This window comes from Planococcus versutus (assembly GCF_001186155.3).
In the GTDB taxonomy this organism is placed as follows: Bacteria; Bacillota; Bacilli; order Bacillales_A; family Planococcaceae; genus Planococcus; species Planococcus versutus.
Genome location: NZ_CP016540.2, coordinates 1,879,937 through 1,904,348 on the forward strand (window position 1 = coordinate 1,879,937; position 24,412 = coordinate 1,904,348).

General features: G+C 36.9%; 19 protein-coding genes and 1 pseudogene. 9 read left to right on the forward strand and 11 right to left on the reverse strand.

Annotation, left to right across the window (positions count from 1 at the left end; genetic code table 11):
• The first annotated feature begins 74 nt into the window (after positions 1–74).
• Positions 75–287 (forward strand): hypothetical protein, encoded by a 213-nt coding sequence (locus tag I858_RS09750; RefSeq protein WP_065524538.1) that lies wholly within the window; start codon positions 75–77, stop codon positions 285–287.
• 49 nt (positions 288–336) lie between these two features.
• On the opposite strand, the gene gshAB is transcribed toward I858_RS09750, so the two are convergent.
• The 4 genes from gshAB to I858_RS17035 form a co-directional block, all read right to left on the reverse strand.
• Positions 337–2,601: a bifunctional glutamate--cysteine ligase GshA/glutathione synthetase GshB gene (gene gshAB, locus I858_RS09755; RefSeq protein ID WP_065524537.1), complete on the reverse strand. Its 2,265-nt coding sequence runs from the start codon at positions 2,599–2,601 to the stop codon at positions 337–339.
• 190 nt (positions 2,602–2,791) lie between these two features.
• The gene (gene fghA, locus I858_RS09760; protein WP_065524925.1) at positions 2,792–3,625 is read right to left on the reverse strand and encodes an S-formylglutathione hydrolase; all 834 of its coding nucleotides are present in this window, start codon (positions 3,623–3,625) and stop codon (positions 2,792–2,794) included.
• Between the two features lie 4 nt (positions 3,626–3,629).
• Positions 3,630–4,745 (reverse strand): S-(hydroxymethyl)glutathione dehydrogenase/class III alcohol dehydrogenase, encoded by a 1,116-nt coding sequence (locus I858_RS09765; protein WP_065524536.1) that lies wholly within the window; start codon positions 4,743–4,745, stop codon positions 3,630–3,632.
• 118 nt (positions 4,746–4,863) lie between these two features.
• Entirely contained in the window at positions 4,864–5,040 is a 177-nt protein-coding gene (locus tag I858_RS17035) for a hypothetical protein (protein WP_157886515.1), read from the reverse strand.
• 119 nt (positions 5,041–5,159) lie between these two features.
• On the opposite strand from I858_RS17035, the gene I858_RS09770 reads away from it, so the two are divergent.
• Complete coding sequence (locus I858_RS09770) at positions 5,160–5,522, forward strand: winged helix-turn-helix transcriptional regulator (RefSeq protein ID WP_065524535.1); 363 nt, start codon at positions 5,160–5,162, stop codon at positions 5,520–5,522.
• 63 nt (positions 5,523–5,585) lie between these two features.
• On the opposite strand, the gene I858_RS09775 is transcribed toward I858_RS09770, so the two are convergent.
• The 5 genes from I858_RS09775 to I858_RS09795 form a co-directional block, all read right to left on the reverse strand.
• Positions 5,586–5,837, reverse strand: a complete 252-nt coding sequence (locus I858_RS09775; protein ID WP_065524534.1) for a GNAT family N-acetyltransferase — start codon at positions 5,835–5,837, stop codon at positions 5,586–5,588.
• A gap of 267 nt (positions 5,838–6,104) precedes the next feature.
• Positions 6,105–8,945: a YhgE/Pip domain-containing protein gene (locus tag I858_RS09780; protein WP_065524533.1), complete on the reverse strand. Its 2,841-nt coding sequence runs from the start codon at positions 8,943–8,945 to the stop codon at positions 6,105–6,107.
• Positions 8,942–9,448 (reverse strand): RrF2 family transcriptional regulator, encoded by a 507-nt coding sequence (locus tag I858_RS09785; protein WP_065524532.1) that lies wholly within the window; start codon positions 9,446–9,448, stop codon positions 8,942–8,944. Before I858_RS09785 ends, I858_RS09780 begins: the two co-directional genes overlap by 4 nt.
• A gap of 231 nt (positions 9,449–9,679) precedes the next feature.
• Positions 9,680–10,954, reverse strand: a complete 1,275-nt coding sequence (gene egtB / locus I858_RS09790; RefSeq protein WP_065524531.1) for an ergothioneine biosynthesis protein EgtB — start codon at positions 10,952–10,954, stop codon at positions 9,680–9,682.
• A gap of 59 nt (positions 10,955–11,013) precedes the next feature.
• The gene (locus I858_RS09795) at positions 11,014–11,916 is read right to left on the reverse strand and encodes a glycine betaine ABC transporter substrate-binding protein (RefSeq protein WP_065524530.1); all 903 of its coding nucleotides are present in this window, start codon (positions 11,914–11,916) and stop codon (positions 11,014–11,016) included.
• 348 nt (positions 11,917–12,264) lie between these two features.
• Between I858_RS09795 and I858_RS09800 the strand changes: the two genes are divergently transcribed.
• From I858_RS09800 to guaD, 3 genes and pseudogenes are all read left to right on the forward strand, one after another.
• Complete coding sequence (locus I858_RS09800; protein WP_239457126.1) at positions 12,265–13,014, forward strand: Crp/Fnr family transcriptional regulator; 750 nt, start codon at positions 12,265–12,267, stop codon at positions 13,012–13,014.
• A gap of 148 nt (positions 13,015–13,162) precedes the next feature.
• Positions 13,163–13,867: a purine-nucleoside phosphorylase gene (gene deoD / locus I858_RS09805; protein WP_065524529.1), complete on the forward strand. Its 705-nt coding sequence runs from the start codon at positions 13,163–13,165 to the stop codon at positions 13,865–13,867.
• 191 nt (positions 13,868–14,058) lie between these two features.
• Positions 14,059–15,407 (forward strand): annotated as a pseudogene (guaD, locus tag I858_RS09810) (guanine deaminase).
• Positions 15,408–15,504: 97 nt separating this feature from the next.
• Here guaD and I858_RS09815 read toward each other — a convergent pair.
• A complete protein-coding gene (locus I858_RS09815) occupies positions 15,505–16,608 on the reverse strand; it encodes a flavin monoamine oxidase family protein (protein WP_065524528.1) in 1,104 nt (367 codons plus the stop codon).
• Between the two features lie 288 nt (positions 16,609–16,896).
• Here I858_RS09815 and I858_RS09820 point away from each other — a divergent pair, with 288 nt between their 5' ends.
• From I858_RS09820 to I858_RS09835, 4 genes are read left to right on the forward strand one after another with little or no spacing between them, the layout of a single operon-like run.
• On the forward strand, positions 16,897–18,507 hold the full coding sequence (locus tag I858_RS09820; RefSeq protein ID WP_065524527.1) for a diguanylate cyclase: 1,611 nt from the start codon (positions 16,897–16,899) through the stop codon (positions 18,505–18,507).
• Positions 18,504–19,559, forward strand: coding sequence for a HEAT repeat domain-containing protein (locus I858_RS09825; RefSeq protein WP_239457128.1), 1,056 nt, complete (start codon positions 18,504–18,506; stop codon positions 19,557–19,559). The genes I858_RS09820 and I858_RS09825 overlap by 4 nt, the downstream gene beginning before the upstream one ends.
• The gene (locus I858_RS09830) at positions 19,556–20,953 is read left to right on the forward strand and encodes a glycosyltransferase family 2 protein (RefSeq protein WP_065524526.1); all 1,398 of its coding nucleotides are present in this window, start codon (positions 19,556–19,558) and stop codon (positions 20,951–20,953) included. The genes I858_RS09825 and I858_RS09830 overlap by 4 nt, the downstream gene beginning before the upstream one ends.
• Before the next feature lie 27 nt (positions 20,954–20,980).
• The gene (locus tag I858_RS09835; protein WP_065524525.1) at positions 20,981–21,337 is read left to right on the forward strand and encodes a response regulator transcription factor; all 357 of its coding nucleotides are present in this window, start codon (positions 20,981–20,983) and stop codon (positions 21,335–21,337) included.
• Positions 21,338–21,391: 54 nt separating this feature from the next.
• Here I858_RS09835 and I858_RS09840 read toward each other — a convergent pair whose 3' ends face one another.
• A complete protein-coding gene (locus I858_RS09840; RefSeq protein WP_065524524.1) occupies positions 21,392–24,256 on the reverse strand; it encodes an ATP-binding protein in 2,865 nt (954 codons plus the stop codon).
• Positions 24,257–24,412: the final 156 nt, after the last annotated feature.

The window sequence follows — 24,412 nt, forward strand, 5'->3', positions numbered from 1 at the left end:
TCACTATGCACAGGCATGAGCTCTATCTTGCTTGTGCTTTTTTAAATAAAGCGAATAAGTCAGGAGGTACTTTAATGAACTATGATCACTTCAAAAAGGCTATTGAACTTAATTTTAATAAGTCGTTGGAAGAAATACTTTATGAGGTATGCGTCATCGAAAAAATGAATGCTGTGCAAGGCTCAAAAAAGTTAGGGATAGCAAAAGAAGTATTTATTAAGTGGCGGCACAATTATCGATTTGAAGACAAACAGCAATTATTCGATAAATCAATTTACTATTTATAACTACAAAAAAACACCAGGTTTTTACCGGTGTTTTTTTGTAGTTACTATTCTATTTTTTTATAAGCTCTGGAAACAAATATTCAAGCAATTCCATCGTTAAACGACGCGACTTTCCTTTGTACGGAAAGATATGCATATACATAGAAGGATTAAAGTTTGCTTCGATGATTCCATACGCATTATCATTTGCTGCTGGAACTTCAATATCTTTAATAATCAAATCAAGACCACTAATTTTAGCGCCAAGAGCAGCGACTGATTTTACTGCTATGTTTTTATAATCGTCTCGAATGTGATCAGTGACATCAATTGAATCTCCACCCGTACTGACATTGGAATTTTCACGCAAGTAAAGGACTTCTCCTTTTTCAGGAATCGAGCTTGGTTGCTTACCTTGACCTTTTAACATTAAAATTTCAAGCTCACCTAATTGAATTTTTTCAAGTGGCGTGCGGTGATCTCTACCTCTTAGTGGATCTTTGTTTTTTTCAGCGACAAGTTCTTCAATCGTCTTTGCCCCGTCTCCTGTAACGTTTGCAGGAATTCGCGCCATGACTGCTTGCACTTTATCATTCATTACAAAAAAGCGATATTCTGTTCCATAAAGAAACTCTTCAATTAAAACAGATGAATCTTCTTTAAATGCTAGTGTCAGCGCTTGTGTATAATCTTCGTAAGTTGCACCTTCTCTAAAAATAGAAATGCCTAAACCATAGTTCGTTGATTTTGGTTTGACAACAAACGCCATCGTCGAAAACTGATGATACGAACGCAAAGCGTTAGCAAGGTCATTAAATTCTTCACCTTGTGGCACACGAAAACCTTGCTTGTGAAGAATTTTTTTGGTGACTGTTTTGTTTTCCATGATTAATGATGCAATGTAGCTATCCTTACTTGTCATATTGCCATTTTTCACATATTCTTCATGATCATTCAATACTAGTTTTAAAAATTGATCATGCCGATCTATAATGTCTACTTCAATGCCTTGTTGAATCGCATCAAACACTAACAATTGCGTAGATAATTCCATGTCGGTAAATGCAGCTAGTTGATAAGGGTTATTCCAAGCCTCGTCATAGTATGCTTTACCGAGACGCGTCGCTACTTGACTTTGATTGCTTTGTTCACTTTGTTTGAAAAGTCTTCCTGCTAACGTTTTACTCGGGTCTGTCACCATTTCTCTCAATGTATCGAATAAGTTCTCAGAAACTGATAACTCAAAGTTTTCTACCATGTGTTCGATTTCATTTAACATGGCTTCAGCTTCTGCTTTAAACTCTGTAATCGCTAATGGATGCTCCAGCGCTACTTTTTCGCTCCTTTTTTCACCTTCAGTTACCCAGTCATCATGCTGCTCGCTTTCGTCTATCCATAGCATATAAATTAAGAAAATATGAAGAAATTCCGCTTGTTGGTAGCTTATGCCGTTTTGTTCAAAAGGATTAATATCGATATTGCGTAACTCGATATAACGAATACCGCGTTCTTCCAAATCTGAAACTTTATTTCCACCTCGTAAACGCACATCGGCGTAAAATTCTTTTTCTTCTAATAATCGTCCTTGCTCGACCATCGTCGAAATATCGGAAATGTATTTTTCCAAACTACTATAGGACACTTGAATATCTTTGCAATTTACGTACCCATATTTACTGCTTCTGATGCTTCTTACAGGTTGATCTAACGACTTGTCTTCAAAAAAATTCTTTTCACTGCTAGGAGTCGCACCATAGAGGTAAGTAATTAACCAACGATAGTGTAAATAATTCCGTGTAATTTTCATGTAAATTTTAGTTTTAAACTGATGATATTTTGTAATTTCAGATTGAGCTTTAAATAGCTTTTGAATTAATTCCTCACCAAACTCAAAATTATAATGAATGCCACTAATCATTTGTTTGCGACGTCCGTGTTCTTGTGCCAACAATTCACGATAACGAACTCCTTCAGGATCTGCTAGTTTCGCAAGAACAATGTCTTTCTCATCCGCTGGCAATCCAGGTGGCATACTCAATGGCCAAATCATTTCGTCTTTATCCATCGATCGGTAAGTTACTTCATGAATCGCAGATAAGTAATCAAAAAGTTCTTCTAAAGAATCAGTGACAGGGGTCACTAATTCCAACTGTGTTTCTGAAAAATCTCGTTTGATATAAGGATGTTCGTTGCTCATTAAAATAGTTTTTGGATGAGTTGTTGCTGCTAATTTCCCTGTCAAATCCACTCGTTGACCTTCTTTTTCTACACCGTAGCGAGCTTTTAGTAAATATGGTTTTATCTGCTCATTTTCTAACATTTTTTTAAAATTCATATCATCACGACCTTTTAGTTAACATTTTTTAAGTTGAACTGAAATTTGATGCCATTATACATTTAAAATGGCCTCTTTTAATTATAGCTGACACTTGTTCGAACTTCATCGCACTTGTCTCGCAATCATAAAAGTAATAAAGCATACTCACATGAACTTCACTGTAAGTACGCCCTGTTTACACAACTAACTATGATAACTGATTAATATGAAAATTAAAATGTTCTTCTAAGAAAGTTGAGATAAAGAAATAGCTATGATCGTAACCTTCCTCTTTCTTATAATTAATCAATTGGTTATTTTCTGTAGCATTTTTTAAAAATATCGTTTCATTCAACTGTTCTGGATAAAAACCATCTTGTGTGCCTTGTGAAATCATAATAGGTGGAGCTTCTGTCACTTTGATCAGCTCTGAAGCGTCCCATGACTTCCATGAATCTTGGTCTTCTCCTAAATAAGTTGAAAATGCTTTTATTCCCCATGGAACTTGAGTGGGAGTTAAAATTGGTGAAAAAGCAGAAATGGCTTTAAATCGTTTTGTGTTTTTTAGTCCAATTACTAAAGCACCATGACCTCCCATTGAATGTCCCATAATGCTTTCTTTCCCTGAGAAATGAGGAACAAGAGTAGACGCAATTCCAGTTAGTTCCTCTGTGATATACGTATACATTTTATAATGTTCCGACCACGGTTGTTTAGTAGCATCTATATAAAACCCAGCTCCTTGACCAAGGTCATATGCATCATCATCTGCAACGTTTTCACCACGAGGTGATGTATCGGGAATAATAACTGCCACTTGATGTTGTTCAGCTAGCCTTTGGAAACCACTTTTTTGACTGAAATTATCATCTGTGCACGTTAAGCCTGATAGCCACCAAATAAGAGGAATTTCTTTTTGTTGTTTGTTTGATGGTAAGTAAATGCTAAATGCCATATCACATTGCAAAACTTCCGAATAATGGGTATATTTACGTTGTTCTCCACCAAAAGCAAGTTTTGTTTCACTAACTTTGAGACTCATCATTTCACTCTCCATATGTTAAGATTGTGCGAATCGATTCACCTTTGTGCAAAAGTTCAAATGCTTGGTTAATATCTTGGAACTGCAATTGGTGCGTGATGAACGATTCTAAATCAATGTCACCGTTCATAAATTCCTGCACCATTCCTGGTAATTCTGTACGTCCTTTAACGCCGCCAAATGCCGATCCACGCCACACACGACCTGTCACTAATTGGAAAGGACGTGTACTAATTTCTTTGCCCGCTCCAGCAACACCAAGAATAATACTTTCTCCCCAACCTTTATGACAACATTCTAGTGCCGAACGCATTACTTCTACATTGCCGATACATTCAAAGCTGTAATCAACTCCGCCATCAGTCATATCCACAATCACTTCTTGAATCGGCTTATCAAATTTCGATGGATTAATAAAATCAGTCGCACCCATTTTCTTCGCTAATTCAAATTTATCTTCGTTTAAATCAATCACAATAATACGACTAGCATTTGCTTTTACCAGTCCTTGTACAACAGCTAGTCCAATGGCGCCTACGCCGAATACAGCTGCTACCGCACCTTCTTCAACCTTGGCTGTATTCTTTACAGCACCCATGCCTGTCGTGACGCCACAGCCAAGTAAACAAACTTTGTCTAGTGGCGCGTCTTTTGCTACTTTCGCTAAACTTACTTCATTGACTACAGTGTATTCACTAAACGTACTAGTACCCATATAATGATAAACTGGCTCGCCGTTGTATGAAAAGCGCGTTGTGCCATCGGTCATTAAACCTTTTCCTTGTGTTTCACGAACCGCACTGCAAAGGTTAGTTTTACCTGACAAACAGAATTTACATTTACCGCATTCTGCTGTGTAAAGTGGAATCACGTGATCTCCTGGGGCTACAGATGTCACTCCTTCACCAACTGAAACAACGACGCCTCCACCTTCATGTCCTAAAACTGACGGAAAAACGCCTTCTGGATCATCTCCAGATAATGTGAACGCGTCTGTATGACAAACTGACGTGTATAAAATTTTAACCAGTACTTCATTTGCTTTTGGTTCTTCTACGTCGATTTCAACGATTTGAAGAGGTTCTCCTGCTTTAAACGCGACTGCTGCTCTACTTTTCATATTTATGCCTTCTTTCTTTTTGTTTGTTTTATACTATGTATCTATCATTACATACAAAAATCCTTTAAACAATACTGACGATTTTGTCACTATACACGGCTACTCCTTTTGCAATTGTTTAAGCGAGATATAAAAAGAGATGTCTAAGTCCCATGATCTTCCAGTCAACTTCAACTATTGTTTTATCAGTGTCATTATTTGATAATGACTTATTCGTTTTTAATTTTTCATTTTCACACTTTTTCATATTAAGTGCTTTTTCTGATCTAAATGCAATCGCAGCTCTTTTATTCATGACATCTCCCTTTTTCTACTGTTTTTTAGTCTAGACTTATCTTTTTACTAAAGTCCTATTGAGCAGTACTGACTTTTTTGTCATTACAGGTTAGTATAAACATAAAGGAGTGAGAACACTTGGAAATTCATTATAAAGAAAAAACCTATTTCTCTGGGAAAGATTTGGCGTTGTCAGCTATTGGCGGCCGTTGGAAAATAGCTGTTATCTGGTGTCTATTGCATGATTCTCCACTACGACTGAGTGAAATACAGAAAAAACTTCCCCAAGCCAATCAGCGTATGTTAATTAGGCAACTAAGAGAATTAGAAGAAGACCAAATCATAACTCGTTTTGTTTATCCTGTTGTGCCACCTAAAGTAGAGTATCAGTTGAGTGATATCGGTCTTCGACTAGAGCCTGTTGTTACATCTATTTGTAATTGGGGCGACGAATTTAGTGACTTCGTCAAAAAAGAAGCCACGAAAATTCCAGTCGAATAAACACTTTGTCTAAACCTTCATTGACTGCGTATCAGTCAATTAAGGTTTATTTTTTTATCCCTTTCAAGTTGACCAATAAATTTTACTATCCTTTTTCTCAACTCTTTTCAATCCAGCTTTATCTAACACACGAATAGAAGCATAATTTTCGTAATCGCAGCTGGCAATTATTTTGTTGATACCTGACTGCATTTTTCCCCATGCTACTAAAGCTTGTGCCATTTCGGTTGCATGGCCATAGCCTTGATAATTTGGGACGATGCTATAGCCTAGTTCCAATTCATCTTGCTTGCCGTCTCGGTACCGAAAACCCATCCCCCCATAATGGTTCGCGTCTAATTATGTACAAGTAAGCCTTCCGATTTATTTTTGTGTAGATATTCGCTAAAATGTATGGCACTTTCGATTTCTCTCCTTCCTACTATTCACGTAGTTTTGTTCGGTGTAATTTTTACGCTACTAGTACTTTCTCTTTTCAATGCAAAAGTCCTTTAAAAAAGTCAAAATCCTATAAAACAAAATAAAAAAAGAGCTGTACTCAAAAAGTCATTGTTTATGACCTTTTGAGACAGCTCTTTCTACTTAATTTTCTTCTGCCAATCTATATGCTTTACGACTTCTCAAGCTAAGCACTAGCCATAACAGCAGATTAAAGACGACAATAAAAGCGCCAAGCACTAAAATACTCGTAATGAAAGTATGCGTTCCATATGCCGAAGACATCGATTCTCGGAATCCAAGGATGGCATAGCTCATGGGAATAAAATCATGCACCGTCTGAAAAAATTTATTTGTTAATTCTACAGGGAATGTACCACCACTTGCACCCAATTGGAGAACGAGAATAATCATTGCCACAAATCGTCCTGGATTTCCAAAAGTAATACTTAAGAACATAATTAAGAACATGTAGGTAAGTGAAGTGATGACTGAGACCGCAATAAACTCTCCGATGTGATCGACTTGAAGATGGAAACCGAACAGCATAATTGCATCAACAATGAGTGCTGCTGCTGTTGCTTGGATAAAACCAAGTGAAAACTTACTAAACCACCAGCCAACTCCTGAAGTCGGGCGTCCAGCTGGTGCGTTAATTGGGAATACTAAATTGAAAGATAAAGCTCCGACGAAAAGAGCAAGCGACAAAATATAAGGTGCTAATGCATGACCGTAGTTCGGTACATCGCTCCGTTCACTTTCTGTTGCTGTTGCGGGTGCAGCGATCATTTCGTAATTATCATCTGTTACTTGTTTACTTGCTATATCTTCTGCGCCATCAGATAAACTTGTAGCAAGTTCAGAAGTTCCTTCCTCTAGCTCTGTAAGGCCTTGACCTAATTCACCAGAGCCGTCTTCTAGTTTGCTGGCTCCGCTATGTAAATCCGTTGCTCCACCAGCAAGTTCACCTGCACCACTTGAAAGTGCTGGTACGCCTTCGGCTAGCTGGTTTGCACCCTTTGCCAAATCACTGGAACCAGAATTTAGCTCTGCAGAGTTAGCCGCAAGTTTAGCCGTTCCTTCTTGAAGCTGTCCTGCTCCTTGTGCTGCTTTTGATACTCCTGCTGTGTATTCAGTTGCTCCTTTTTTTAATTCTATAGACCCTTGTTGCAACGCGCTCGCACCTTCAACAAGTCCAATTGAGCCTGAAGCAAGAGAAGATACACCGTCATTCAGTGAAGAGCTTCCTTCTGCTAACCGATCAACTGCATCTGCAAGCTGAGGTAGACTTTCTGCTGTTTTTTCAATTCCCGCAAGAAGTTGTCCACTTGTCTCAGCCGCTTGCTCTGCTCCTGCATTGAGATTTTTCACACCTGGAATGAGTTGATCGTTCAGTGCATTTCGGACGGCTGAATATCCACCAAGAGCTTCTTGGGCTGCAGGATTTACTTGATCTACAGCACTGTTCAATTCTGCTACTTTCTCAGGCATGGATCCGAGTGATTGAAATGCGGGAATAATTTGCTCGTTTATGTTAGCTGATACAGCAGCAAGACTTTGCTCGAGCGTTTCAAGTGCACTTTGTTGTGCTGCTGTTTGTTGCTGTGTACTTCCAGTTACTGCAGCTGATAATTCGGCTTGTTGCTCCGCAGTTAAACTGCTATAAGTAGTTGTTGCTTCAAGAGCTGCCACTGTTGCAGTTGAAGAAGTTGGCTGCATTTCGCTAACAGCTTGTTGTGCCGCCGCTAAATTCGCCTGCAATTTTGATGCATTCTGTGCACTACTGGCCGAAACAGCACCATTTAATTGGTTAACGTTTTCTTGAATAGCTAATAAACCTTGTTGCAAATTGTTGAGTTGATCTGGTGTTGGAAGTTGGTTATTTAATGCACCAAGTCCTTCTTGAAGAGTGGTACTGCCATTAGCCAGTTTAGCAAGACCTTCACCAAGCGCAGCTTGACCTGATACCAACTGCTGAATGCCAGAAGAACTCCTTGTTAACTCGCTTGTTTGTGTTTGAAGCTCATGTAAGCCGTTGTTTAGCTGTACGCTACCAGCTTCAGTAGCTGATAGACCTTGACTTAGTTGTTCCGCTCCTGGAACGAGAGAATTTAGACCTTGTTCTAATTTTTGTGATCCTTCAACAAGTTTTGGACCACTATTATTTAACTCTGCAGTTCCTTCGGCAAGCCCAACCACACCGCTTTGCAAGTTGCCTACCCCTGCTGTATAAGAAATAATCCCTTTATTCAACAGGTTCGCTCCTTGATTTAAATCTGCGGCTCCTGTAGCAAACTGTCCGGCACCAATTTCTAATTGCTCTGCGCCTTCCTGGAAAGTTAAACTTCCTTCTGAAAGTGTGCCAAGCCCTGCGATTAATTCTGCATTGCCTTTTTGCAATTTGATAGTTCCATCATCAAGTTGTTCCGCACCTTCTGCTGCAACTCCTAAACCTTCACCCAGTGTATTAATTTGTTCAAATACTGCTTTTACGTATTCTTTGGTTACACTTTCAGCAATTTCTTCTTTAATCGTCGTAGTCGCTTGCTTACTTATTGATTTTATAAAAAATCCGCGACCGGGATTGGTTTCGTACTGCAAATCCATCGGTTTTGGATCATCACTCATTACAGATGCTGCATGTTCCGAGAAATTTTCTGGAATGGTCAAAACCATAAAATATTTCCCATCGTCCATTCCTTGCTCTGCTTTTTTTGCATCGGTAAACTGCCAATCTAATGCATCATTCTCTTTTAAATTCCCAACTAACTCCGTACCGATATCAAGTGTCTTGCCTTCATATTCTGATGGTACGTCTTCGTTGACGACCGCTACCGGTAAGCGTTCTGTTTTTCCGTAAGGATCCCACGACGAGCCTAAGAAAAAACCACTATAAATAATCGGGATAAACATCATAACAACCATGGTTCCTAATAAAAGTGGTTTGGAAAACAATTGCTTCCATTCCTGTTTAAACATTTTCATTTTAAATCATCCTGTTCTTTTTTCAATACATCACTTAACGTTTCTCTATTCCAGTTTAACGTTGGCAAATTCGACATCCCTAATCCTTCTTTCAAGAGATCTGCAGCCGTTACTTTAGATAAATATTCAATCAATAACCGATTTCCTTGTGAAAAAACATTTTTAAGAATTTCTTGTCCTTTTTGTGCGTATTCTCCATCTTTAAAAGCGAGACGAATTAACCCTGTATCTGGGTATAATTGTATTGGACCTTCCATTGCTTCAATAACGTCAAGCATTGTAATATGCGTTGCCGATTTTGCTAATGAAACGCCGCCATTATTGCCAGGTACCGAAACAGCAATTCCTTGAACGACTAATTTCCTCGTTATTTTCTTCATATAAGATGGTGAAACGCCCAGCCTTTTGCTAATTTCATCTGAAGCAAGCGGCGCGCTGCTTTCTTGTGTTGCCAGCAACACAATAATACAAATAGCCTGCTCGACACCCTTTGTTAGCTGCATAATCTGCACTCCTTTTCTGTGTGATATATGTTAAACACTATTTTTTAAAATTTGAGTAGCTACTTGCAACATCCATTGTGGATATACAATGTCTATTTAGGTATACTACTCCTTTTTAATGAAAATGCAACAAGTACATCGAAATATCTTTTTTGCAGAAAAAAAGCAGACAACCAAATCTACTTGGTTGCCTGCTTTTTCATATGAAACGATTGTTCTTTTTTCGAAATTTCAATTCTGGTCTTCTGCTAGTCTAAACCCACTAAATTGCCATCTTTTTTCTGGCGGGAAAAAATTTCGGTAAGTTTCTCGGATATGATCTAGTGGCGTTGCGCATGAACCGCCGCGAAGAATCATTTGGTTGCACATGAATTTCGCATTGTATTCACCTAATGCGCCTTCTAACGGCTTACTCCCCGGATAAGATGCATAGGCACTGGCAGTCCATTCCCATACATCCCCGAACATTTTGGACAGCGATTCACTTTCTGAATCACTATTACTTGCTACAGGATGGTAAACTCCCTCATCCATCGTATTCCCATGAATAGCAACGCTTTGAGAAGCATATTCCCATTCAGCTTCAGTAGCCAACCTTTTGCCTTTCCATCTACTAAATGCATCTGCTTCGTAAAAACTAACATGGCTTACCGGTTCGTCTAGTTCTAAGTCTTGTATGCCCGCTAAGGTAAAGATTTCCCAGTTTTCTTCTTGACCTTTCAACCAATAAAGTGGCGCTTTCCAATTTTGTTCTTTAACAACACTCCAACCATCAGAAAGCCAATACTCAGGCTGCTCGTACCCATCCGCTTTAATAAATTCAAGATACTCTCTATTTGTCACAGGGCTTGTTGCTAATTTAAACGGTTCTATCCAAACTTTATGACGCGGACTTTCGTTATCAAACGCAAAGCCGTTCCCATCATGGCCGATTTCGACTAATCCTCCTTTAAATTCAACAAATTGCGTTTCGTCTCGTTTGCTTACTGAATGTTTTTCCATTTGTGCATACGTAGGAAAAAGAGGATTGACAAAAAAGTTATACTTTATATCCATTAAGATCAATTCTTGATGCTGTTGTTCGTGTTGAATGCCCATTCCTATCAAGTCTTTTACTTTTTTCTTCATATTGGAATCCGTTGTTTCAGAGAGCAATTCAAGTATTTGCTCATCTATATACTTACGGTACTCGATAACTTGACCCACAGTCGGTCTTGACAACACGCCTCGTTGGTGCCGCGGTTGATAAGGCCCTATCGTGTTGTAATACGAATTAAATAAAAAATCAAAAGCTGGATTGAATTCTTGATAGTCCGATTTGAATTCCTTTAAAATCATCCGCTCGAAAAACCATGTGGTATGAGCAATATGCCATTTAGCTGGACTCACATCTTCGTGGGATTGAATGATAAAATCTTCTATTTCTAGAGGTTCAATTAGCTTCATCGTAGCGTCTCTTACTTCTGCAAAGCGCTCTGCTAGAGATGTGTCTTTTGTTGCTTTCATCGAAAAACTCCTTTCACTTACTAAATTTTTTCTACTTACTATAATGCTAAAAGACATCTTTATTCTTCTATCAACTCTTTTTCGATAAGAAATTCTCGTGCCACGTCTTGCGGTTGTTCTTGATCGACATCTACTTTAGAGTTCATCGCCAACATGTCTTCTTCACTGATTTGTCCAGCAAGCTCGTTTAAGACATCCTTTAGCTCTGGATACGCTTCAAGTGTTTCTAATCTGACAACTGGAGCTGCATCGTATTTTGGAAAGAAGTTTAAATCATCTTTTGTCGTTGCTAGGTCGAACAACTCAATTCTGCTATCTGTTGTAAATGCCGGAATAACGTCTACATCTCCATTTTTAACCGCTTCGTACATAATAGAGGGATCAAAACTTTCTGTAGCCGAAAATTTAAAATCATAAGTAGCTTTTAAATCTTCGTAGCCATCACCTTGTCGTTCATAAATGGAATGTGGTCCGCCAAAAGTAACATCTTCAGAAGCAGAAATCGCAGCTAAATCAGAGTAAGTTTGAGCATCAAAACCGCTATCTTTAGAGTAAGCTAACGTATAGCCATTTTCAAAACCCAGCGGCTCTAACCATGTCGCTCCTAGTTCTTCTTCATACCCTTTTCTAACTGCCTCGAGCACTTCTTCAGATGACTGACCTGGTTCTGAATCACGTTTCAACACATCTTTTAATCCTGTACCGGTATACTCCACATACATATCAATATCACCTTTTTCCAAAGCAGGTGTTAAAATTGACACTTCTCCTAGGCCATCTTCATACTCAACCGTATACTCTGAGTTGGCCTCTATGTACTCACCTAAAATATATGGCAAAATATACTGCTCAGTCCAAGGCTTTCCTCCAATAATGATTGGCTCTTTTGCATCTTCTCCCGAACTGCACCCAACCAAAGCGATTGAAGCAATGATCGACATCCCGACTACTTTTTTATACATAATTATTCCCCCTATTTTTTAATAAAACTCAGCCACTTTTAAACAATCAAGCAAGTCAAATATCTATCTTTTTCTAACTTGCATTTATACCGTCTCTTTTCGAATACCCTTTTTCTAAATTTTCAATCTTACTTTTCCGCCCGTTTCTATTTATTGATACTGTGCATTGTAATTTGGAAAAATAAAAAAATTAGTGTAATCCAGCCGCCATCATATGATTTTCAGTTTGTACTGTATAATAAAAAATAAAGTTCTCTTACATTCAAGTTAGCATAGACGATTGCTAGTTGATTACATGTGACTTTCAACAAGGGATTACGGCATTAGAAAAACAGCAGCGGATACGCAATGAAACTTACCGAATTGAAAGGACGGATTCACATGATTACAAACCTCTCAGATATCCCTATCTTCTCAGGTATCTCAGAAAACGATTTGCAGCAGATTCTTCTACTGCTCAAAGAGCGTCAATTCAAGAAAAATCATATGCTCATGTTTGAAAATGATGAAAGTGAAGATATTTATATCATTCGTTCTGGAAAACTGAAAATTTTTCGTTTACATGAAGACAAAGAAATTGTGCTCAGCTTTGCATTACCTGGAGAAATTTTAGGTGAAGTTGAAGCTTTATCTCTTGTCAATTATCGAATTTCTTCTATTGAAGCACTTGAAAATGTTGCAGCTTGGCAAATTAAGAAGACAGATTTCCTGGAACTTGTGGAACAATACCCAGCGATTTTAAGAAATGCCTACAGGATCCTTGTAGAACGCACGCGTATTTTAAATCGCTTGATTCGTTATTTGAGTTTGTATGACGTTCGGACAAAAGTCGCGAATTTACTCGTCGATTTCTATTTCAATTTTGGCGATCAAAGTAATGATGGCTACAAAGTGGACTTAAAAATCAATCAATCCTTCCTCGCAACGATGCTTGGGATTACACGAGAATCCATGTCTAAAACTTTGAACGAATTTCAAGACGAAAAGATAATTGAGATTCGTGAAAAGAATATTTATATAGTAGATATGAAAAAACTTGAGTCCATTTGCAATCAAGCAGAAGAAATACAAATGCTTCGCAAGTGGAATAGTATGTAATCAAAAAAACAGCTACCTTATTATTGTGAACAAGTTCACAATAATAAGGTAGCTGTCTTCACAGCTCACTTCTTTCTGTCATGTTATGATGCTTTGTAAAGATGCAATTACATGCAAACGTACAACAACGACAATGGAGGTTTTTCTAATGAGTTTTCATATTGAAGCAAAAGCAGGAGAAATAGCAGAGTCAGTGTTACTTCCCGGAGATCCGTTACGCGCAACCTATATTGCAGAAACTTTTCTTGAAGATGTAAGTTGCTACAATAATGTGCGTGGCATGTTAGGGTATACGGGCACTTATAAAGGAAACCGCGTTTCTGTTCAAGGAACCGGAATGGGTATGCCCTCAGCATCCATTTACATTCATGAGTTAATCAATGACTATCAAGTGAAAAATCTTGTGAGAATCGGAACATGTGGTGCAATTCAGCAAGACGTGAACATTCGCGATGTGATTATTGCACAAGCTGCTGCAACGGATTCTGCGATGATCCGCAAAGATTTCCCAGGAATTGATCTTCCTCAAATTGGAAACTTTAATTTAATCAAAAATGCTTATGATATTGCTACAGATAAAGGACTTACGCTTCATGTAGGAAATGTATTTTCTTCTGATAGTTTCTACTCTGATGACCAAGCAACAACTAACAAACTCGGCCAGCACGGTGTATTAGCTGTTGAAATGGAAGCAGCTGCACTTTATTACTTGTCTGCTAAATTTGGTGTAAGAGGATTAACGTTGTTAACAGTTAGCGATCATATTCTTACTGGAGAACACACGACTTCACAAGAAAGACAAACGACGTTTAATGACATGATTGAAGTGGCGCTGGAAACGGTAGCAAAATAAAATTCTTATTTCAAAAAAGAGTGTTGACCCTTATCGGTCACACTCTTTTGTCATTCTGTCTTGTTTTAAAATTATTAAAAGTAATCAACAAACGAAATCACGCTAGTCGGATGCTGTGCGTTTATTATAAAGAAGTAAATTAAGATGGATGATAATTCCTATACAAAACAATTATGGAGGCATGAACTGTTATGAATAAAGTTATTAAAGGAACAGGATTTTCGAGTATTAACCGACAGGAAATCGAACTATTGGAAGATTATCTTTTCTGTATTAATGATGATGGCTTTATTGCTAAACGTCTTTCACCAAATGATCAAGATTATAACACAGTGTTGAAACAAGCTCGCAGTGAAGAAACGCTGTTGGAACTAACAGAAGGACAGTATTTACTTCCTGGATTTATCGATTTGCATATTCATGCTCCTCAATGGGCTCAAACTGGCACAGCACTTGATTTGCCACTTTATGAATGGCTTAATACATATACATTCCCACTAGAAGCTAAGTTTTCAGATATAGCATTTGCCGAAGAAACTTATAGCCATTTAGTCGAAACGCTTCTTGGAAACGGAACAACAACCGCTCTTTACTTTGCGACTATCCATGAAGAAGCAAGTTTTTTGCTAGCAAAAATCTGTGCCGAAAAAGGGCAACGCGGACTCATCGGAAAAGTCGTAATGGATGACCTTGCTGAAAATCCGGATTTCTACCGAGATGCTAGTCTAGAAGAAGCATTAATAGGCACAGAACGCTTTATTCAACGAGTAAAAGAGTTGAATAAAATAACAAAGCAAGGTGTCTATCCAGTGGTAACGCCTCGTTTTGTACCAAGTTGTACATCTGAAGCTTTAGAAGGGTTAGGGGAAATTGCGGCTAAACACGATGTTCATATCACTTCGCATTGTAGCGAGAGTGACTGGGCACACAGCCACGTGAAAGAACGTTTCGGCAAAAATGACGCTCAAGTATTAAATGATTTCGGCTTATTGACTGAAAAAGCGATTATGGCACATGCTAATTTTTGAGCGATGAAGATGCAAAAACGTATATCGAACAAGGAACCGCAATCGCTCATTATCCAATTTCCAATGCGTATTTCGCCAATAGCGTAATTCCAATCAAGCATTTTGCTGATATGGGTGTTGAAATTGGACTCGGTACGGATTTGTCAGCAGGCTCTGACCCTGGAATTTATTCCGCTATTCGCCAAGCCGTTATTTCTTCTCGCATGCTTGAAGATGGTGTAGATCCTTCTAAAAATGCTTCTTCTCGCGGTCGTGATCATTCGCGTATCACCGCCAACGAAGCGTTTTATTTCGCTACAGCGGGCGGCGGTGAAAGCATTAGTTTACCAGTTGGTCGACTTACGGAAAACTATGCTTTTGATGCACAAATTATTGACACACGAATTGAAGATGCATCGATGCCCATTTTCGAACGCATGAACTCTCTTGAAGATATTTTCCAGAAGCTCTTGTACATGACACAACGACGTAATATTATCTCCGTATTCGTCCAAGTCGAACGAGTAAAATAATCCGATAAAAAACCTTCAGGCATTTAGTTGCCTAAAGGTTTTTTGTCATTATATCTAGCTTATGAAATAAAATAATCACATGCATGTCTGTTATTAATTACTTAGAATTTAACGCAAGAATTTTATTAACTGCTTGTTCAGCTGACTGAAGCGCGCCTTCTAAATGGCCACTATACTGTGAATTTGTCTCAGTTCCTGCAAAAAACACTTTTTCTTCCCAGTCACCAGCTGATGGCGGTTGACCATAACTCGCATAATTTTTGAATGGGCTAGAGTCTTCTTCAACTGCAGTATTCAAATCACTGGACCAATCTTTGTAAAGAATTGCTCGAGGATTTTCAGCATCCTTGCCAAACAGTTTAACTAATTGATTTGCGACCAATTCTTTTACTTTTTCTGGTCCCATATGTTGACGTGCTTCTGACGGAATTCCAAAAAATCCAAATAACGCACCCGAACCATTAGTAGGTGAAGCATCGTAAATTTCTTGCAAGGGACCAGCCGAACTCAACACCAAACCTGACAATCCAGATTCTCTCCAGAATGGGCGGTCAAAAATCGCAACCGCTTTGGCTTGTGAGCCCATCCATGTTGGCTTTTCTTTAATATCAGTCAAAAGTTCTGTTGGAAGTGCTGGAGAAAATTTTATATGCCGTGCTACAAGACGTGGTGGCAGTGCGAGAATAACCGAAGCTGTTCTCATATTTTCTACCTTTCCACCTGCTCTTTCTACTGTAACCGTAATTTCTCCAGCCTTGTCCATGCAGATTTCTTTAACACGCGTTTCCAACTGGATCATTTCTGCAGGAATTTTCTCTGCTAATGCATCAATTAGCGACTGCATTCCCCCAGTCAACCGAACTCCTCTAGCGTCAATATGCTCTTCTATGACACAGCGCTCTGGAGGCTTTGTTTGAAACCGCTCCATCAACATGTCGCCTTGGTTTTGTTGGACAAAAGTTTCTAGTTTCAAACTTTTTACAAGCTCATCAATTACGGATTCATTCTGTGGCCAAAACCATGTTGGACCTAGATCAAATCTTCCTAAGTTTTTTTGATTTGGAACAGAAGCACTTAATACCCGACCACCGATTCTATCTCGAGCCTCGAGTACTTTGCAGCTTAATCCTTGTTCTGTGAAAAGTGAAGCGGCACGTAGACCGCTTAAACCTGCGCCTACAATAATCACTGGTTCATTCATGTTTTTCCTCCTATATTTTAACATTAACTATTTTGATTTTCACAAAATCTTTGTGCGTTTGCTATACCTTACATTTTATAATAATTTTTTCACTACGCTTACCATATCTTATTTGACTAAGTCATTGAAACTTATTTAACTTGAAGAAAAAGAAAGAGCTTTTTAAATGAGTAAGTTTATAAATTCAACATATTTTCTACTTAATACATAGTTAGCTAGTCGCCCATTAAAGGAATATATATAGTATAGTGGGAGTATCTAGATAATTTTTTAAGAAGGTGAATCCACATGACTCAAAAAAATTATAGCGCATTACTTTTAGAGCGAATGGAACAAGACTTTTCCAAATGGAATAAACAAAAAGAAGTTCAAGAACAAGAAGTTTACCGCTTTTTACATACGATGAAAGGCACTGCTGGAACAATTGGTTTAAAAGAACTAGCTGATTTCTGTGAAATACAATTATCCTTTTATACAGAAAACAAAGTTAACTTGATTGCTATCGACTCTCTTCAAAATTTTATGGAAAAAGCTCGTACTTTTTTTGCAGACAATAAATGCAATGCAGACCAAGAAATGTTAGTGGATAATATTAAAGATCCTCTTCCTTCTGAATCTTTTGTTTTGGTAATAGATTCTGATGTCGAAACAGCAGCTCACCTGAAAGAAACATTGATAAAAAACGGCATTCAAGTAGTAATTGCTTTAACAGGTAAAAAAGGCTTGGAGTTCTTTTATACACTTCAACCTCATATGGTTATTGTTGATTTAAACTTATCCGATATAGATGGCTTTGAATTAGTTGCTAGAATTCATGAAACAGCTAGAAGTAAATGCCTTCCTCTTGCTATAGTAAGCTCAGACAATCGAATTGAAAACCAAATTCGAGCAATGGAAATCGGAGCAACTGATTTTCTCTCTAAACCATTAAACATGTCTTATGTTGTTCCTTACGTATTAAATCGGTTGCAAAACCAAAAAATGTTTTCACAAGAAACACTTTATGACGACTTAACAGGAGCAGGTAATAGAAAATATTTCAGTGACGTGCTTACACAAATGAAAAATTCATCAGTCAATTCGAAAAAAAACTTTACATTAGTTTTATTTGATTTAGATTATTTCAAAAAAGTAAATGATACATACGGACATACTATTGGAGATGAAGTCTTAAGAAATTTCAGCCAACTTGTATTGAAAATGAAAAGAGATTCTGATATTTTTTTCCGTTATGGAGGAGAAGAATTTGCATTGATTCTTCCAAATACAAAAGCTCAAACAGCAAAACCGTTAATTGAAGAAATTCGTTTAGCATTTGCAAATACAGCATTTACAGACCATTCATTTACATCGTTTTATGTAAGTTTTTCTGCAGGAATAAGTGACTATCAACATCAGCAAGAACATTTAGTAAGTAACGCGGATCAAGCCTTATACAAGGCGAAGAAAAATGGACGAAATCAAACAATGTTGTATAAAACAGATGCAAAAGATTTAAGAAGACATCTCACAATTATTATTATTGATGATGATTCTCTAGTACGTAAGTTAGTTTCAAAACAATTTTCTACATGGCATCCTGATGATTTTGATATCTATATTGAAGAGTATACTGATGGAGTTACTTTTACCAAGTCTCAATGGTATAAAGAAGATGAAAATTACATGATTTTACTTGATGGCGTAATGCCAAAAATGGATGGATTAGAAGTCTTGCATCATATTCGGAGTCAATATCCTCATGAAAACATCATTATTTCTATGTTAACTTCTCGCACAAATGAATCCGATATTGTTTTAGCTTTGAAGAGCGGTGCAGATGATTATATCGTTAAACCTTTTTATGCGCAGGAAGTAGTAGCACGTGTACAGCGTTTAACAATGAGGATGTTCAATTGACTATTTCAAATTTCTCAATACTTATCATGGTTCTTTTTTTTAGCCAATTACTTCTTTTGTTCATTTTAGCTTGGCGAAAGCAAAAATTAAGTAAAAAAGAGCAAGAAATAAATCAGCAATATGACGCTTTAACCGATATCTTCAGTTCTTATATGACAGATCCTTCCGATGAGCATTTTCTCAAAGAAATACGTAATAGTTCCCATCAAGTAGTGATTCTTGAACGCTTATTAAATGGCTACGTATCTGTAACAAAAAACAGCACCATGTCGCCTCTTGTTGCAAAACTTTCTGAAGATTTTTTAACAGAGCACTATGCAAAGCAAATCAACCAAAGAAATTGGGCCATTCGAATGAATACCTTATATTTTATCGAAGATTTCCACATGAAGTCTTTTGCGCCACTAGTAAAAGAAAAGTTATGTAAGACACATAAACTAGATCAAGAAACACAGCAACTTATCAGGACTTTAACATCTTTAAACGATCCTATGACAATTTCTGTACTGGCACAGTATCCCGAAGCATCCGTTCGATTATATATTGATGTCTTAAAAAGGCTTTCGCCTATTACTCGTTTGCAAGAATTAAATACTGCTCTCTTAAATCAAGAAAATAATAAACCTTTAAAATATGCTTCTATTTCTTTTATTGGTACGTCAGGATTAACTAATTTTCTTCCTCAAATCGAAGAAGAATTTCAAAATCAAGATGAAGAAATACGAATTCAAGCATTAAAAACTGTTTGGCATTTGCAACATTTGTCAGATCCAAGCTTATTAATTCCTTTTCTGCATTCTACTTCTTGGCAAGAACGAATGTTTGCTACACGAATTGTCGGGAAACTTCAATTATCGCGTTACAAAGAAGTGCTTAGTGAACTTCTTGGGGATTCTGTTTGGTGGGTTCGTTATTCATCTGCCGAAGCTTTAACACAGTTTTCAGATGGCGATGTTTTACTTCACCATTTAGCAGTTCATCATCCAGATCGTTATGCACGAGATATGGCCAGTCAATGGGAAATATCTCTAATAGGAAGTGAAAAGCAATGAACAACTTTTTCTCACTTATGTCTTATGTCATTATTATGTATATGCTCTTTTCGAGTTTTAGTTATTTAGGTCTTTTTGCGCTCGCATTTCAAAAAGTAAAAAGAGAACACAAACTCGATCGTAGAGAATCTACAGAAGATCTCTTAAGAAATCAAAACACTTATCCTGTCTCTATTTTAGTACCTGCATATAATGAAGAAGTTGGGGTTGTTAGTACCGTTCGATCTTTACTTGCATTAGAATATCCTGAAAAAGAAATTATCGTTATTGATGACGGTTCAAAAGATACAACATCAGAACGCATGATCAACGAGTTCAAGATGATGAAAATCCCTTTTGTGGTTCGAATGCACTTACAAACTGCTGAAATTATAGCGATTTATCAGTCTTCCATATTCCCTTATATTCGTTTGATTCAAAAAACTAATGGGGGAAAAGCAGATGCATTAAACTCGGGTATTAACTTATCCACTTATCCATATTTTTGTGCAATTGATGGCGATTCTATTTTGGAAAATGACGGACTTCTTAAAACGATGAAACCTATTATTGAATCTGATGGTCAAGTTATTGTTACAGGCGGCTCTGTACGGATTGCTAATGGTTCAACCATTTCTAGAAGCAAAGTAGAAGCTATCAATCTTCCTAAGCATCCTGTTGTACTTATGCAAATCATCGAGTATTTCCGTGCATTTTTGATTGGTCGATTGGCTTTAAGTCATTTGAATATTTTACTTATTGTGTCAGGTGCATTTGGTGTATTTAACAAACAACGTGTCATACAAGCTGGAGGCTACAATAAAAATACAGTTGGGGAAGACATGGAATTGGTTGTCCGATTACACCGTTTGCTTAAAGAAGAAAAATCTAAGCAACGAATTGAATACGTCCCTGATCCTGTTTGCTGGACAGAAGCGCCTGAATCATTAGAAGTATTAAAGTCTCAGCGGATCCGCTGGCAGCGCGGATTATTTGAAACGTTGTGGACCCATAAAAAAATGATGTTAAATCCAAAATACGGAGCTGTTGGTTTAGTTTCGATGCCTTACTTTCTTTTTGTCGAACTGCTTGGTGCAGTATTTGAGTTTTTTGGCTATTTCATTATTTTTGGTGGACTTTTCTTTTCGCTAGTAGATCCACAAATTGCAGGCGTGCTCTTTTTAGTAACAGTGTTATACGGTTCACTCATTTCATCACTTGCTGTGTTGTTAGAAGAGTTGACACTTCACAAATATCCAAAAGTATCTCATTTAATGCGCCTTTACTTCTGGGCATTAACAGAAGCTTTTTGGTATCGCCCGCTAATGGTTGTTTGGAGAATTCAAGGAATTTTTTCTGCTTTTTTCAAAAAAGCACAATGGGGCGATATGAAACGTAAAGGAATTTCATCTTAGCTTTTTAATTTCAGGAGGTTAGTACGTGTGAAAAAAATACTTATAGCAGATGACGAAGATATTTTGAGAATGCTAATTGTTGATACACTTGAAGATGATTTTGAAGTGGAAGAAGCTGAAGATGGCAAAGAAGCACTTAAAAAAATTAGAAACACAGACTACGATCTTATCGTTCTTGATTACATGATGCCTTACTACACGGGTCTTGAAGTATTAGAAAAAATAAGAAAAGATCAAAACTCAACAAAAGTTTTAATGCTAACTGCCAAAGCCCAAGATTCGGATCGGCAAATAGCCATTCAAAAAGGTGCAGACTATTTTATGCCTAAACCTTTTAGTCCAATGGAGCTTTTAACACTTGTCGAAAATATATTGATTTCATAAGAAAAAGCGAACACGTTTTTAAAGACGTGTTCGCTTTTTTGATATTCACTTTTTTTACTCATCTTCATTTTCATCATAATTATTAGATGCGTAAAATATAACACCGTTATGGTTTTGCTTATCCAATAATTTTTTCATTACTTTTGACAAATTTATTGGAGCATAAGGCTTGGTTAAATAATGGCTAATTTTATTTATTTTTTGAGCATCTGATGTAGGATCTAAAGCAGATGAAATTACGATGGGAATATTTTTTGTCAAAGAATTTTCTTTCATCATATCAACCAAATCCCACCCACTCAACTCTTCTCCAAGCATAATATCAATAACTGCCCCGACAAGTGGAGTACGCTTTGCTTCTTTAAACGCTTCACTCGGATTTGTATGGTAAATCACTTTAAAGCCATTTACTTTCAATTCTTCAGAAAGTAAAAGCGCGAGACTCAAATCATCTTCGACAATCATGACAGGTGGATTTTCTTCTATATCTTCGTGACTAGTAAATGGTTGTGGCTCTGTTATGAGTGGTAACTCAAAATGTATTTGAGTACCTTGCTCTTCTTGTGACTCTATCCAAATTTTTCCGTCGTGTTGAAGAATAATTTCTTGGCTTATTGCAAGTCCTAAACCAGTTCCACCGATTTTACGACGTGAGCTATTATCAATACGTTGAAATTTAGAAAATAACTTTGGAATATCTTCAACAGGAATTCCAATCCCCTCATCTTGTATAGTTACTCGAAGACTGCCCAAATCATTTTTTAATGAAATGGTAATATTCCCTCCTAATGGTGAAAATTTAATTGCATTTCCGATTAAGTTCATTAGCACTTGTGCGATACGATCATGATCTCCTAGTACTACTACATCAGAAGCATCATCTACTAAAATAATTGGATGCGTGCTTTGAGTTCGAAATTTTTCAACCGTTTCTATAATAATTTCATTTAATGATAATTTTTCCATTCGATAAACTTGATCTCCGGATTCCATGCGCTGCAAATCTAAAAAGTCATTAATTAAATTTGTTAAACGCATAGCTTCTTTATAAATTGTTTTTAAATAGCGTTCTTGTTTCTCAGGCTTGAGTTGCTTGTTTAATAATAGTTCAGTAAATCCAAGAACGCTTGATAACGGCGTTCGAAGCTCATGACTAACAGTGCTAACAAGTTCAGATTTCATTTTATCCACTTCATGTTCTCTTGTGATGTCTCGGTGCACAAAAATTGTTCCGGTTTTTTCTTTATCTACAACGACTGCTGCACTATAAACGTCGATCACGCGCTCATAAGGTGCTTTAACAGTATATTGAAATGAGTTTGCTTCGATGTTCTTTTCGTTAATACAACTATTCAAAAACTTAAACATTGATTCAGGATCTGTTGTTTGATCAGCCATTTTGTCGAGCCATGTTTTTTTGTCAATAGAAGCATCTAACGGAAAGTCTCCACAATCTAACATAGAACACATCGTATCGTTCCGTTGAACCATGTCTCCATCTTTTGATATAAATTGAATGCCTTCGTTGATATTATTTATAATCCGTTCATTTAATGTTCGCTCATGTATTGCTGCATCGTACAATTCGATTCGATCAATTGCTAAGTGAATTCGCTTTAGCAATCCACTGATATCCAATTCTTCTTCTTTTAAAAAAATTCTACCTACGCGAGATAAACCAATTAACGCAATATTGACTCCTTGCTCATTTTTCACTGCAGCATACAAATCGTGAATACATACACTGTTTATCGCAAATCCTTTTTCCAATTGTGCTTCTCTTTTTACCGTAAATGATTCACTTTTTTCCAATCTTGTTAAAAGATATTGAACTCTTTCTTCTTGAAACTGCTTAAACATTGAGGCTGTAATGCCTATTAATGCATATTCATCTGATTTGGGTAACCACAGCACACCTGTATCAATTTCATACCTGTCATTAAAATACTGGAGTGTGGCGTTTATTAGTTTTTGTTTATCTAACGTGAAAGATAAAATATGATTTAATTCATTAAATCGAATTAAACGCTCTCTCGATTTTTCAGTTTCTTCTAATGACTCTTCTAACTTAATTTTCTTTTCTTGTAAGCTCTCTTTATTTGTTAGTAACTCTTGATTTTGCGAAGTTAGCTTTTCTTGATTTTTTTGAATTGTATTGACCATATTGTGAAAGGTCATCGATAAAACACCAAGTTCATCAGAGCGTTGCAACGGTTCGTAAGATACTTCTTCCTCATTTACAAAACGCTCGATTGAAGTGCGCATACCTTCTAAAGGCTTCACAATGTCATTTAAAGCTCGTAAAATAATTAACACAGTGACAATAAATAATGCAACAAACAAAATGATTAAGACTAAAGAAAAACCTTTTGCTTTCCCAACAATATCTTCGTTCATTTGTTGCAATACGCTTTCTGTTGCTGCATGATATTCTTCTGCATACACAACAAACTCATTAACCGCTGTATTGGTCCCGTTTTGAGATAGTGACTGTAAGCCTTCATAATCATTAGCGCGTACAATTGCAATTGCGGTAGGAAATATGTCTTCTTCAAAAATCGTAACAAAATTACTCAAATCGATAATTCGTTCTTTTTCTTGTCTCGTTAATGTTAAGTTGTTCATTTTTTCGATAGATTTTTTTAAATTTTCCAATTCCAAATAAGCCTGATCTAACTCTTTTTCAATTTGAAAAGCATAAAAACCTCTTGTTCGGAAAAACAGCTGATTTAACGATCGAGAAAGTTCTTGCAAAGTTTCTTGTTTTTCTAACAGCTCCGAATACTCATCTTCTTGTTTTTGCTGTTCCATATTCATGTAGAAATAAATTCCAATAATTAATAAAGTACAGATAATAACAGAAGAAAAAGTTAATCTTAAATATTTATGTCTGATTCCTTTATCTATTGACTGCCGCATGTAGTTCCTCCTGAACTTTACTCCGTTATCTTTCATATATAAAATTATCTTTAGATTATAGTATACGACATTCACATTTCAAATAATTACTTTATCATTAAATATTTTGTAACTTTTTACTAATAAGCAAGCGTGTTTTACTTATTGAAACCTATT